Origin of the sequence: Streptomyces sp. BBFR25, assembly GCF_044590125.1 — a bacterium.
Lineage (GTDB): Bacteria > Actinomycetota > Actinomycetes > Streptomycetales > Streptomycetaceae > Streptomyces > Streptomyces canus_D.
Genome location: NZ_CP172447.1, coordinates 5,711,779 through 5,724,411, shown reverse-complemented (window position 1 = coordinate 5,724,411; position 12,633 = coordinate 5,711,779). Strand labels below are relative to the sequence as shown.

Annotated in this window: 11 protein-coding genes; 2 read left to right on the top strand and 9 right to left on the bottom strand. The window is 63.4% G+C overall.

The annotated features are described in order from the left end of the window. The first annotated feature begins 105 nt into the window (after nucleotides 1-105). Nucleotides 106-1,227: an IS630 family transposase gene (locus tag ACGH52_RS26240; RefSeq protein WP_399942813.1), complete on the top strand. Its 1,122-nt coding sequence runs from the start codon at nucleotides 106-108 to the stop codon at nucleotides 1,225-1,227. Nucleotides 1,228-1,255: 28 nt separating this feature from the next. Here the strand turns inward: ACGH52_RS26240 and ACGH52_RS26235 are convergent, their stop codons facing one another. The 7 genes from ACGH52_RS26235 to ACGH52_RS26205 all read right to left on the bottom strand — a co-directional run bounded on the left by ACGH52_RS26235 (nucleotide 1,256) and on the right by ACGH52_RS26205 (nucleotide 9,255). Then, nucleotides 1,256-1,573: an Imm51 family immunity protein gene (locus ACGH52_RS26235; protein ID WP_399942810.1), complete on the bottom strand. Its 318-nt coding sequence runs from the start codon at nucleotides 1,571-1,573 to the stop codon at nucleotides 1,256-1,258. Between the two features lie 105 nt (nucleotides 1,574-1,678). Beyond that, on the bottom strand, nucleotides 1,679-4,516 hold the full coding sequence (locus ACGH52_RS26230; protein ID WP_399942807.1) for a DNA methyltransferase: 2,838 nt from the start codon (nucleotides 4,514-4,516) through the stop codon (nucleotides 1,679-1,681). A 1,144-nt stretch (nucleotides 4,517-5,660) separates the two neighbouring features. Further along, nucleotides 5,661-6,782, bottom strand: a complete 1,122-nt coding sequence (locus ACGH52_RS26225) for an endonuclease NucS domain-containing protein (protein WP_399942804.1) — start codon at nucleotides 6,780-6,782, stop codon at nucleotides 5,661-5,663. 261 nt (nucleotides 6,783-7,043) lie between these two features. Then, nucleotides 7,044-7,304: a hypothetical protein gene (locus ACGH52_RS26220; RefSeq protein ID WP_399942801.1), complete on the bottom strand. Its 261-nt coding sequence runs from the start codon at nucleotides 7,302-7,304 to the stop codon at nucleotides 7,044-7,046. A gap of 779 nt (nucleotides 7,305-8,083) precedes the next feature. Beyond that, complete coding sequence (locus ACGH52_RS26215; RefSeq protein ID WP_399942799.1) at nucleotides 8,084-8,380, bottom strand: hypothetical protein; 297 nt, start codon at nucleotides 8,378-8,380, stop codon at nucleotides 8,084-8,086. Nucleotides 8,381-8,384: 4 nt separating this feature from the next. After that, complete coding sequence (locus ACGH52_RS26210) at nucleotides 8,385-8,705, bottom strand: hypothetical protein (RefSeq protein ID WP_399942797.1); 321 nt, start codon at nucleotides 8,703-8,705, stop codon at nucleotides 8,385-8,387. Further along, nucleotides 8,695-9,255, bottom strand: a complete 561-nt coding sequence (locus ACGH52_RS26205; protein ID WP_399942794.1) for a bifunctional DNA primase/polymerase — start codon at nucleotides 9,253-9,255, stop codon at nucleotides 8,695-8,697. Before ACGH52_RS26205 ends, ACGH52_RS26210 begins: the two co-directional genes overlap by 11 nt. A gap of 389 nt (nucleotides 9,256-9,644) precedes the next feature. Here ACGH52_RS26205 and ACGH52_RS26200 point away from each other — a divergent pair, with 389 nt between their 5' ends. Then, nucleotides 9,645-10,880, top strand: coding sequence for a hypothetical protein (locus ACGH52_RS26200; protein WP_399942791.1), 1,236 nt, complete (start codon nucleotides 9,645-9,647; stop codon nucleotides 10,878-10,880). A gap of 66 nt (nucleotides 10,881-10,946) precedes the next feature. Here the strand turns inward: ACGH52_RS26200 and ACGH52_RS26195 are convergent, their stop codons facing one another. After that, nucleotides 10,947-11,876, bottom strand: a complete 930-nt coding sequence (locus ACGH52_RS26195; protein ID WP_399942788.1) for a phosphotransferase family protein — start codon at nucleotides 11,874-11,876, stop codon at nucleotides 10,947-10,949. 353 nt (nucleotides 11,877-12,229) lie between these two features. After that, a complete protein-coding gene (locus tag ACGH52_RS26190; RefSeq protein ID WP_193777789.1) occupies nucleotides 12,230-12,613 on the bottom strand; it encodes a DUF6083 domain-containing protein in 384 nt (127 codons plus the stop codon). Nucleotides 12,614-12,633: the final 20 nt, after the last annotated feature.

Below are 12,633 nucleotides of genomic sequence, written 5' to 3'. Positions count from 1 at the left end.
CAACGTAGAGCCCAGCGAGGCTAGTGCTGTGACCGCATAGGTTCACCGGGTTGCTCGTTGTGCTGGTTGGAAGCGATGTCGCTTCCAACCAGCAGGGGAGGCGGGATGGCACCACCGGTCACGGTCCGGAGACTGACGGAGCAGGAGGGGCAGAAGCTTCAGCAGATCGTTCGGCGAGGTAGTACGAGCTCGGTGCGGTTTCGGCGGGCGATGATGCTGCTGGCCTCGGCCGGCGGCAGCACGGTCCCGGTGATCGCGCGGCTAGTCCAGGCGGACGAGGACACCGTCCGGGACGTGATCCACCGCTTCAACGAGATGGGGCTCGCATGCCTCAACCCTCAGTGGGCGGGAGGCCGTCCCCGCCTGCTGAGCAGTGACGACGAGGACTTCGTCATCCAGACGGCCACCACCCGCCCGACCGTGCTGGGCAAGCCCTTCACCCGCTGGTCGGTCCGGAAACTTGCCGACCACCTGCGCCGGAACATAACCAGGCCCGTCCGGATCGGCCGCGAGGCCCTGCGGTGCTTACTGGCCCGCCGGGGGATCACTTTTCAGCGAACGAAGACCTGGAAGGAGTCCCCGGACCCGGCCTTTGATGCCAAACTGGAGCGAATCGAGTACGCGGTCAACGAGCGTCCTGAACGCACGTTCGCCTTCGACGAGTTCGGGCCACTGGGCATCCGCCCCACCGCCGGCTCCTGCTGGGCCGAACAGAGCCGCCCCGACCGGCTGCCTGCCACCTACCGCCGCACCCACGGCATCACCTACTTTCACGGTTGCTACTCCGTCGGCGACGACAAGCTGTGGGGTGTCAACCGGCGCCGCAAAGGCATCGATCACACCTGGGCCGCCCTGCGGTCGATCCGAGCAGCCCGCCCGGACGGCGGCCCGATCTACGTGATCCTGGACAACCACTCCGCCCACCTGAACTGGAAGATCCGCAGGTGGGCGGCCAGGAACAAGGTCGAGCTGTGCTTCACACCCACCTACGCGTCCTGGGCCAATCCCATCGAGGCTCACTTCGGGCCGCTGCGGCAGTTCACCCTCGCCAACTCCCACCATCCGAACCACACCGTCCAGACCTGGGCCCTGCACGCCTACCTGCGCTGGCGCAACCCGAACGCCCGCCACCCCGGCGTCCTGGCCGCCCAGCGCCGCGAACGCGCACGCGTCCGCAGCGAACGAGGTCTCCGCTGGGGCGGCAGGCCACTGCCGGCCGCAGCCTGACCCCGCTCAACCCGGCGAAGTCACAGCATTAGTCGTCGAACTCGAAGCCCGAAGCCTCCGCACGGGCAATGATGTCGCGGACTGCCTCGGGGCTCGTGATGACGGATTCGACGGCCGTCTTGAGTCGCGCGAGGTCGCCCGAACTGCCGACCGCGCAGAACATGCCAGCCTCGCTGTCGAAATCGACGTGCTCGGCAATATCCGGCCAGGCAAACCGAACGAGACCCTCCCAGAAGTACCCGTTCGGCTCGTGCCCGGCGGCAACTACTGCGGCATCGGCAGCAAGGCTGCCGGCATCCAACGTCAGCGAGTGCTCGCCATCGAGGTCATGGAGGTGGATGGTCACGGCGCGATCGTCTCACCCCAGCACGCGAACCGTTCGTCTGGTCCCTCACAACTCTCGAACCCGGTGAACCTTCTCGGTCACAGCACTAGCCAAAAAGCAGGCTCGCTACACGATGGGTGGGGAGATGCAGTAATCGGTCATTTTTTCAATGCCGTATCTAGCACCACCAGGCCCTCGATGCGGTACTGATGAGGCGGCCATGTCGACATTCAGCGCTAGCAACTGCGCCACCAAGTCATCGTCGGTATTGAATCCGTAGGCAGCTAGCACTGCCTCATCGAGTTGCGCGTGAAGCTCGCGAAGCTTGTTTTTACCGGGAATCTGGAGCGAGTCGTACTGCTTTGCCAACGAGACTCCTCGCTCAATATATTCCTCACGCGTTTGGAGAATCTTCGCGCCGATGCTAGCGACGACGTCGGCTAGCTGCTTAGTTGCCGATTGAGGCCATGGGAAGGAGTCCCAAACAGTAGTCGACGTGTACCGCGGGTCGCTCTTGATATGCGAGCAACGTGCCCGCAGCCAAGCGGCGTGCGTAGAGGAGCTGAGGACGCCGAAAGAAAATTCATCATCGAGCGCAAAGGCCGTGACGGCATCACCAGGGTGAATGGCGGAATCTACGAAGGCAAAAATCGCGATTCGATTCTCCGTCATGTGGCGCGAGGTGGCCAAATAGCGTGGAATTTTGACGATTTCGTTTATCAGTTCAGGACGTCTACGCCACAGTTGCCACCAGCGATTCATAAAAAGTTGATGCTGGTTTTCGGGTCGAAACTTTGGGTTACTGTCGGCCCCCTTCTGATTCTTGACACGTTCCTTAGCCAACAACTGCTCTCGCTTCGGCAGGACGAAATTTTTGAGGTGGCCTGCTAGACGAGGATGGAGCGCATCCAAGCGGCCGAAGTCAGATTCGGGGACATCCACTACCCAGCGATTGATGGCGGCGCTGTGGAGAAGCTCTCGACCACCCAAGAAGGGGTGAATATACTTCACACTCTCCGGTTCCTTGCTGATGATTTCACGGCGCCTGCTGCGATCAATCAGATAGCCCGCAACGATGCCTGCTGTCTGCCCCTGAAAACATGTTGGTGGACTCTGGTTACAGGCAAGCGGCTGCGCCTTGCGGGCGTCAACGGCTGTCGAAAGCGAACTGGAAATATAGTCGGCAGTTAGGCGCAGATCCCCGTCGTTCAGCCATAGAATTTTTGGGCTGACGTCAACCGCCTTACTCCAGTTTACGATCGAGACGTGAACTGTAGCGTCACCAGACCACGGCTTACTCGATACGGCATTGAAGATGTGCCCATCGTTATCGACTACGTAGTCGAGACTAGCAATTCGTGATTGATTGTCGCGAATGGAATTTGTCGCCACAAATCCGGCGCGGGCACCAGGCTTAAGGTGATCATGCGCCAGCGGAAACCAGTAGGTGACGAAGTCGGAGACGCCTCTAACGTTCGGATACCTCTGTGCCAGGCGTTGGCAGTAATCCGCACCGAGCTCCTCTGACATCCTGCGTCGCCCCATGAACGGCGGATTACCGATAATTACATCGGCCTTCGGCCATGGCGTGAATAGCGCATCTGCGGCGATGATGCTGCTGTCCAAGTTCTCAAGGGGAAGCACCTGCTGATCGTCGTGCAGCTCATCCGATGACAGCTTTTTTGCGAGCATCATCGTGACTTTAGCAATTTCAACGGCGAACTCGTTTTTGTCAATCCCATGGAAATTCGCCGTCGGAATGAAAGAGAGCGTCCCCTGTCCACTGGGGCCAGACTTACGACGCTCCGCCAGCTTGGCGTGGATGTCGCGCTCTAGCCTACGGATCTCCCGATACGCGACATATAGAAAGTTCCCAGATCCACATGCAGGATCCAAGACCTGGTATGCGGCCAGCTCGCCAAGCAAATTTTCCAAATCAGCGATCGTGGTCGCATCGTCAATCTTCTGTCGCCAAGGGTCGACAATCGTAGGGCCAACCACCAATGCTATGTCGGCCTGACTAGTGAAGTGTGCGCCGTATGCGTGACGCTCACCTTGATCCATGCTGGTCTCAAAAAGAGTACCGAAGATTTCCGGCCGGACAGCCGACCAATCCGTTTGACAGGCCTTATGCAAGCGCAGCAGTTCGTCTCGTTCGAGGTCGAATCCCGCGATATCTGCGAACAAGCCACCATTGAAGTATGGTGTGCCCTTGAATCTGCCGGCGGGAGTAGTTCCTCGAGTGTTCATTTCGCGGAACAGACCAAAAATAAGGTCGTAAGAGCTCGCCCCCTGAGTGCACTCTTCAACCGCCTGAGAGAAGCTATGCCTGGGCAGAAGGCCGATGTCTTGGGCGAACATCGCCATCACCGACTGCAGTACGAAGCGCTGCGCTTGCCTTCGTTCTATCGACCGGTCCAAGAGGGTCCGGAAGACACTTGTTACCTGAGCTGCAGCCTCCCGAGTGACTTCAACGAGATCGTTGCCAAAAGACGGCTTTTCCTCAATCGGCAACAAAAAGGCAAGCGCATCCCATCGCTGAGCGAGCTTACTTATAGGTACACGGTCGACCGGCTCGTCCATTTGAGCGTTGAAGTCGTAGATCCAGAACTCATCAAAATTACAGAGGATTACATATCGCGGTCGATCAGGTACCGCGCGAACCCAGTAATCAAAGGCCTGACGGTAATGCTGCAGAAGATTGGCGCCAGCCTTCTTCATTTCGATGAGGCAGCGACCAGGCCACAAGAGGTCAGCGAATGAGGTGCCCTTGTCGTCCTTTTTCTTTAGGCGGTGTTCAAGAGTCGCACCGGCCTCGGCGACACCAGCATGCCCGAACGCCCTAAACAGACGGTCCAGGAACATTTGCGCTTCGCCTTTTTCGTCCCCTTTTAGAAACGCATGCCGGTACGCAACAAATTCATCGATACGCTGCCTGAGAGGTCCGGGATCCGTCGCCGTCATGCGCGAAGTATAGAGGCCGTGGGCGCGTCGGGCCTCGCTATCTTCGATCTGCCACCTATCATGAGGTCGGTGGCCAGGCGAGGACACGATCACTGAGGCTACTCGTTCCGCGCGGAAGCTCGCTCGCCTCGGCCGTTCCCCGGCAGGCATGAGGACTGCCAAGCCAGTGGATTGGCTCGCTGCCCCGTGTAGCTTGGGCTGTGGCGCTTGTTGTCCGTCAGCTTCTGTTCGGCCGACACAGCTAGAAGCGGCTCCGCGAGGCGTGCAGCCCGGCCTGGGGGCAACCAGACCGGGCCTAAACCCGCGGAGCGGTGGTTGAGCCCGGCTGGCGTTTGCGGTCGGGCTCAACGCCCCGTTTGCTCCACGAGGGCAGCGACCGCTACGAGGAGGCTGAGGGCTGACAGGATTACCTGCCAGCGGTCCGGCTCTGGCCAGCGCTTCCGCTTTCTCCTCAACGATCGATCCTGCATCGCTGCTCTCCTCTTCCTGGAACGCCGGCTTGTCTGCTCGGCTGGAGTCTGCAGAGAGGAGGAACAAGCAGGCAGAGATTAACGCACCAACTATGGTCAGCGCGGGCCACGTTGAATCGCGCAAAGCAAAACTGCCTCATCGGTAATACTTTCACGAGTACTTCTTCTGAAACGTCTTCTTCTCCGGGGGTCTTTTTTGGTCCCCTGGCTCCAAGCAAGCCCTCAGGCGGCGACACGGCGGCTTGAGCGGAACAGAACAAGTATTCATCCCGCGTGGGCGTATGTGGCCCAAATCACATGCACCCGGTCGCGTCGGTAGTCTAGGTTCCGCCCTACGACGCGGCGGGATCGCCACTGATGCGGGCGAGGGTCGCCGCGAATTCTCGGTTGTCGGCGCCGATGTGACAGGCTCGCGTCCAGTACCAACCGAAATACTGGCGTTGAACCGGCAGGGTCAGTTCTAGTGGTGCTTCGGCAGGGCGTCGTGGACCATTCGTGGACGAACCCTGCTTTGCGGATTGCAGACGTGCCGCTGACCAGCTCCGTTCCATAGGACCGAAGGGCCCTCCGGAGCCGTTCCCGCGAGGCGCGCTCCGCGTCAGCGGGGCACGTCTGCCGCCGCCTTCTATGCAGCCGAGCCGAGGGCTGCTGCATGGGGTTGTGGCTGCTTTGTGTCAGGCGTCAGGGGAGCCTTGATCGATGCCGAAGTGTCGGGAGACCTCTTCGATAGTGAAGCGGGCGCGGAGCTTGCATGCGGAGTTCTGGTTGGCGAAGAAGCCCGTGCGCCACAATGCCTCTTCGCGTGGCACAGCACGCTCCCAAGTGACCGGGACGATCCACTCACGAGGATCCTCCGTACCGTTTGCAGCTCCGTCCGCGGCACGTCGGTAGGTGCCCGCCAAGGAGAGATCGGACATGCGGCGGCTTTCACCCTCGATGCTGAGGGCTGCGTCTTCGAACGGTTGCGGTTCGCCGGAGACCGTGCCGACGCCCACGTAGCCCACCTTGGGGATATGTGTGAACACCCTCGCCCCCAGTGGGAGGGACCGGAGCGTCCGCGAGAACCATTCCCCGCCGCCGGCTGACACGAATCCGTAGCGAAGGGCGTCGTCCCAATTTCTGCCCCCGGTCTCATCACCGAACGACACGTACCAATCCGACCCGTTCCACGGCTCCTGCTTGCCACGGCCCTTCGCCCCAGCTGACGGCACCACGGCCTCGGTCTCGTCCATCAACCAGGTGCGGGCCAGATAGGAGCGCCCATCGTCCTCGAAGTAGCGAAAGAAGAGCACGTTGACCGGGACCTGGAACCCAGAAGCCAGGTAGGTGACGATCCGCTCCGTTGCGGCATCGATCTCACTCGCGACGATGGTGAGAGCGTGGGTCGAATTGAGGGCTTCCGGCGGAGTGCCGCCGAACCGCACCGCGAACGCCTCGTCCAACTCCTCCGCCAGACCTCTGCCGCGGGCGTAGGAGGTGTAGATGTCGCGTATCTGCTCGTTTGTGAGCTCCTGGACCCAGGAACCGTAGTCGAGAACCTGAGCCACCACTTCCCGAGGTGTGCGGTCTCGCTTGAGCTCCAGAACGTGCAAGCCCCCCTCGGCATCCATACCTAGCAGGTCAACGACCTTGCCGTACTGCGTGACCACCTGCCGGCCGATCAGCAGCAACGGATGCCCCAGGATGCCGGGATCGGCCTCAATGAGCTCTTCCAGCCGGGACTCCAAAGGCATCGGCCGCGTAGCGACTCGCACGGGCTTGTCGTCCACACGCCACAGCCCAAACTCCAGCGGCATCGCCGATCCCCCTCCGTTCAGACCACAGAACCCGGCTGACCAGGCACGGCAAACGACAGTATGACGCCGAAGCCTCGCCTGCCAGTGGGCCTAGTGTGGTCCGGCTCCACGTGATTGCCGTTGCGGTACAGCAGCGAAGTACAGCAACCACCATGACCGCAGCCGACCGCCAAGAGCCGTCAAGGGCTGACTGACCAGCCCACCAGACTTAAATGACCATCCAACCGAGAGCTCGGGACGAAGAGGGCGTGGGTTCACGTATCAGCGCAGAGGCTTCCGGCGCAGCTTGGGGAGGGGCTTGGCGGGACCGAACTGCCAGTCGAGACGGCTGCCAGGATTCTTCTCGATCCTCAGCATGATCGACTGGGAAGCGGAGAACTTAAGGACGAGTCCAGCGCGGAACCTTCCATCTGCTTGCCGGTCCCAGACAAGATCACTGTTTGTCCTGGCCCACGCCGCCACATCCATGAACCTTGAGAGCAAGGGTGGTGGCTCGGCGTCCTTCTTCTTGCCCTCGTCCATCAACTCTTCCCCCACGCTTCTGAAAGATCGGCACCTTGACGATCTCAAGGTTCGTACGTCTCTCGGGCTCCAACTCACGCTTGCTGGTCTCGGCCGCGCTCGCACTGTAGGACACGAGGGACCGGACCCGCTGACGATTCGGGCAGTTCCGCTCCACCGTGAGTTTGTCCATGTGGCCGACAAGTTGGCTGTCCTCCTGGCCGACGAGCAGGAGCCTGATAGCAAGCCTCGCTGGGCCGTGACAACGGACAGCCCGATCGCGATGTGTTCGTCGACCCCACAGTCCCTGCCACACCTACCTGCGACGCCGGACACACAGCCCACAACCAGCACGACTAGAAGCGAAGCAACGAACACCCAAACGGTTGTCGCTGCGTCGTAGGACTGGTACACGACGGCCAGCATGCAGCAGCGGATATGCGGCATGCGGCTGGTAGCCCTGCACCACTAGCGCACCAGATCGAGCGGGGAACAGCGGGGAATCACGGTGAGAGCAGCCAGGCCCGACAAGACCACTCACCGAGCCTCTACCCAGGTCAGCGCACGAACGAGCTCATCATGAACCGCAGTTTCCCAAGCTGATGTCATCACTGGCCTGCCGCTTCGTCCGGGCTGCGGCGCTGGGGCGCCGGTCCCGGCCGAGCGGCAGACCAGCCACGTTCGCGAGGACAGCAAATGGCCCCGTACGACAACGCTGAGAGAACGATGTCGTACGGGGCCAGACCAGTCGACCGCAGGAGCACGCTCGAACCGCGGCCGACCGGCGTTTGAGCAGCGGTTCAGACGGCAGATGTCTCGGCCGTCGTGCCGTGCAACTCTGCTTGGAGCCCTGCCGCGATGAGCTTCGCCAGCATTTCGGCCGCGTCGGGGCGCACGGTTCCCAGCTGCACCAATCCGTCGCCGAAGACGTTCACGTCGGCCATCAAGCCGGGGAAGTCGGAGTCCAAGCCGAGCAGCACGAGTTGGTCGGCCAGGGTGCCGGCGCTTCGGCGCGCACGGTTCCAGCCTCGGACGTAGGGCACGCCGGGCACCAGGTCCTCCGCCCGTTTGGCCACCACTCCTCGCCGGTCGGTCATGACGTCAGATCCTTCCCTTGTGTTCATCGGCTGTGGTTGATGCGTGACCGTCGCCGTCACAGTCGCGGCCGTATCCGCTTGCCAGTGCCAGCCGCAGAAGCTCGGCGAGTCGCTCGGCCGTGTCGGGTGAGACCCGTCCCAGCTCGACGAGACCGTGTCCGAAGGCGTTCAAGTCCGCACGCAGGTAGGGGAAGTCCTTCTCCAGCCCCGCTCGCACGAGGACGTCCCGCAATGCGGTGGTGGCGTTTCGAGCCGCGTACCAGCCGTCGCTCTCAAGAGGTGACCACGCGGCAGCGTCGCGCCCGACGGTCGGCTCATCCGGCATCGGTGGTCGTCTCCTCGGGGAGCGCGGCAACCGCCGCGTAGGGAGTCGGGTACTGCTTGTCGAAGCGGTCGATCCTCGCCAAGAGTTCCGCGGAGGCGACCAGCGCAGTCGCGAGAGCCACCGGCCGCAGCGGGTTGGCCTCCGGCCGGCGCGTCGGTGCCCGGAGCCACTGGTAGCGGTCTTCGGACAGCGGAATGGGGCCGGGCACGACGACGGCCGAACCATCGCTGAGGTAGCGGTAAGGAGGCGGAGACGAGGTTTCACGGTCGAGGTAGTACGTGAAGGTCTCCCGGCTCTGCGAGCCCAGGAAGAAACCGACTCGCTGCGCCTTGCGGTCGATGACCGAAGGTCCCATCGGCATCCCGCTGCGCTGGAGGCGGTCGAACATCTCCATTCCGAGGCGCTGTTCCACGCTCACCACGTCGAAGAAGCGGCCGGTTGGCAGGAGGCAGGGCATCCGCGGGTCATCCGCCCAAACCTGTCGGCACTCGGTCGGGTTGTCCGCTGCCGCAGACAGCCACTCCATGCCCCGCCTGGTCATCCTCTGCACGTCATCTCACCCTCAGTCGGACTGCGGTGCGGCCTCGGTGCCGCCGTGGGTCCACACTCCCGGCCCTGCACCTGGCCAGGGCAGATGACGAGGGGTGACGGGGGATGACGCGTCCACGCCCGTCGCGTCATCCCCCGTCACCTGCTCCTTGCGAGCGATCTCCGATTACTACGTGCAAGAAGCAATGACCAGCGCGTACATTCGGTCGGGCAGACCGAGTGTTCGTACCGGCGTACGCACAGGGAATGAAGGGCTACGTCCTCATGAAGCCGACCAGTGCCCGCTTACGGGAAGCTCGCACCGGCCGGGGCTGGAGTCAGCCGCGGTTAGTGAGGGAGTTACGCCGAGCGGCAGCCCAGCGCGGGCATCAACTCCCGTCGGACGCCAGTGTGAAGCGCCGTATCGCGAGTTGGGAGAACGGGCACAGCTCGCCCGACGACTTCTACGGGCCGCTTCTGTGCGATGCCTTCGCGACGAGTCCGACGGAACTCGGCCTGGACTACGGAGAGGCGGAGGACGCTTCGGTACTCGACGCCTCGTACCCCGCCAGCCCTGATGACGCCATTCAGACGGTCGGCCAGTTGTGGCGCGCGGACCTCAACCACTACGACCCGCTACTCACCGCGGAACCGTCCGAGCCGGCGTGGAACGAAGCGTCCCTCCGGTGGCTCGTTGCTCCCGAGCCGAGCATTCCCCGGCCGCGTGCCGAGGGGGTGCGAGTCGGTCTCGGCGACGTGGCAGCGATCAAGACCACCGCGGACATGTTCGCCCAGCTTGACGATCAGTTCGGCGGTGACCATGCACGCCACTCGGTCATCCAGTACCTCAACAACGATGTGGCCCCACTCCTGCAAGGCCGGTACACCGAGCAGGTGGGCAGGGCCCTGTTCTCGACCGTGGCGGAAGCAACGCTTCTTGCCGGTTGGATGTCCTACGACGCCTGCCACCACGGACTCGCCCAGAGGTACTTCCTCCAGGCCCTCCGCCTCGCCCAGGACGCCAACGACCGTCGGCTCGCGGGCAGCATCCTGTCAGCGATGAGCCACCAGGCGACCTTCTTGGGGCGGTACACGCAGGCCGCGACTCTTGCCCGTGCAGCGCTCATGGGTATCTCTCCGGTGGCCACACCGACGCTGCGGGCTCAGTTCCACGCGATGGAGGCCCGCGCACTTGCTCGCACCGGAGATGTCGCCGCCTGCGAGGCCGCGCTCAACGCGGCGACCAAGGCCCTCGAAGGTCGAAACAGCGACGACGAGCCGGAGTGGATCAGCTACTTCGACGAGGCCGAGCTCGCCGCCGAAGCCGCCCACTGCTTCCGCGACGTCAACAGCGCCCGTCGGGCGGTGTCCCACGCTGAGAACGCCATGAGCGGCAGCCATGTACGAAGCGACTTCTTCGCGACGATGGTCCTCGCCGACGCCCACTTGCGCGCGGGGGACGTCGAGGAGGCATGCCGTGTAGCCCTGGACGCTCTGGATCTCGGCGAACAGCTCAAGTCTGCGCGGTGCGTCAGCTACCTCGCCGAGTTCCGCCGGACCCTCAGCGCCGCCGGCCACAGTGCCGCTGCACGCGACCTCGCAGACGAGGCCAGCGAGCACCGGCTGTGGATCGCCGCGGGGGCGTAGGGCTTCTCGGCCTGTTCCAGGGTCACGGAGCTAGCCAGTGCTGCGCTCAGGCTGCGCTGCCAGTGCCTAGAAGGCACTCCACGAGTCGCGTCCCTCGCCCGCCCGCAGCGACCGCATCCGTCGAGCGAACTCGGTCGCAGAGCGCTCACTCACGTCGACTTGGTGACCGAGCCACGCCACCATCATCAGTTCCCGCAGGTCGGCCAGAGTCTCGTACCCCGGCCAGTTCATGAGGTCGAAGCCGTACCGGTGGACGAACTCCGCGTACTCCGCCTCCGTGTGCCAGCCGTACCGGTCGTAGTAGAGCGCGGTCAGGATCAGGTCCCACTCGCGCGGGGCGAGGGCGAATCCGTCGAGGTCGATGAGGACCGCATGACCGTCCCGATGGCGGAGGATATTCCCGATGTTGGCATCACCGTGGATCATCCCGAAGGGCAACACGAAGTCCAGCCGGTCGTACTCCTTGGCGAGCTTGGCCGCTCGTTCCTCCAGGAAGGACCGGTCCTCCGGAGAGACAGCGTGCAAGCCGTCCAGCGAGGCCGACAGCTTGGCCAGGGGATCGAAGTAGGGGAGCCTCAGCGACTCGGGTTCTTGCAGCCAATGCAGGCGACGGAGCAGATCGGCCAGCTCGCCGACCGTCGCGTACTCCTCCCGCTCCTGGACGCTCTCCCAGAAGGTCACCACCAGGCCGCGGATGAGGACGGGTTGTGCGATGGCGGTCGGCACACGTGTGGCCGGGAAGTCGATCATCCCCAGCCATCGGGCGACGCCCACGGCCCGTTCCATCTCCGCCAGGACGGCAGGATCACGCGCGATGCGGACGATGATCGGTAAGGACGCCAGCCGGTACACCGCATTGGAGCCCAGGCGCAGCAGTTTTGCCCCGGTGGAGTCGAGGCCGGCCGCCTCGCACGCCTCACGCATGACGGCTTCCACGCCCTCCGCCGTGAACTCCGTGCCGTCGCCGTGCGCTTCGCCGTCAGTGCCCGAGATCATGCCTCCGACGATACGGCGCGGTCCCACCCCCGGACAGGGCACCCACGTAATAGGGGCGTGATGATCTTGACTGGGTCCCACCTCCGGCACCACTCCCCCGCAGGTCAGAGCCCCGGCAGCCTTCACTCTCACCTGGCCTCCGGAGCCGTGTGCGCAGGTTCGAATCCTGCCGGGGGCACCCTGCATGAGGTGCCCAAAGACCCCGTCACCAGCGGAAACGCTGAGGCCGGGGTCTTCGCGTATGTGCAGGCGTATGCCGCCCGGAGCAGGCGCATGTCGGCGTCTGTGGACTATTCGTGGACAGGAGCTTGGACTGTCTCCCCTGGTCGGCCCCATAGTTTCCGGAGGAGCCGTCAGCCGGCGTCCGGCCACTCCTCACGGGGCGAAGGCGGCTCCGGATCGTTCTGCCGCTCCACTCGCCGCGCGTTCTCCCCTCGTAGGGACGTCAACCACGGCCACAGATCCGGCAGAGGTTGTGCAGGGCAGGCGAGGCGGTGCTCGACGCGGCACCGCTGGAACTGATCCGGCGGGCACACCCCGTAGACCGTCACCCGCCCATCGGACAGTTCGATCCACCGGTGCTCCGCCGGCACCGTATGGGCCAGCGGATTCATGTCCGGCTCCAGCAGCACCCACTCTTGCTCAAGCGTCGGCACTCGGTCCTGCAACAGACCGCAGTCAGGACAAAAGGACTGTCCACCACTCAGCCGCCGCGGTTCCCTCTCCAAAAGCCCCATACCGTGAGGGTCGCCAGTCC

What these genes read in the sequence shown, in the direction of transcription:
- ACGH52_RS26240 (WP_399942813.1), top strand. Translation starts at nt 106, where the DNA reads ATGGCACCACCGGTCACGGTCCGGAGACTGACGGAGCAGGAGGGGCAG.
- ACGH52_RS26230 (WP_399942807.1), bottom strand. Translation starts at nt 4,516, where the DNA reads ATGACGGCGACGGATCCCGGACCTCTCAGGCAGCGTATCGATGAATTT.
- ACGH52_RS26225 (WP_399942804.1), bottom strand. Translation starts at nt 6,782, where the DNA reads ATGCCGCTGGAGTTTGGGCTGTGGCGTGTGGACGACAAGCCCGTGCGA.
- ACGH52_RS26220 (WP_399942801.1), bottom strand. Translation starts at nt 7,304, where the DNA reads ATGGACGAGGGCAAGAAGAAGGACGCCGAGCCACCACCCTTGCTCTCA.
- ACGH52_RS26215 (WP_399942799.1), bottom strand. Translation starts at nt 8,380, where the DNA reads ATGACCGACCGGCGAGGAGTGGTGGCCAAACGGGCGGAGGACCTGGTG.
- ACGH52_RS26210 (WP_399942797.1), bottom strand. Translation starts at nt 8,705, where the DNA reads ATGCCGGATGAGCCGACCGTCGGGCGCGACGCTGCCGCGTGGTCACCT.
- ACGH52_RS26195 (WP_399942788.1), bottom strand. Translation starts at nt 11,876, where the DNA reads ATGATCTCGGGCACTGACGGCGAAGCGCACGGCGACGGCACGGAGTTC.
- ACGH52_RS26190 (WP_193777789.1), bottom strand. Translation starts at nt 12,613, where the DNA reads ATGGGGCTTTTGGAGAGGGAACCGCGGCGGCTGAGTGGTGGACAGTCC.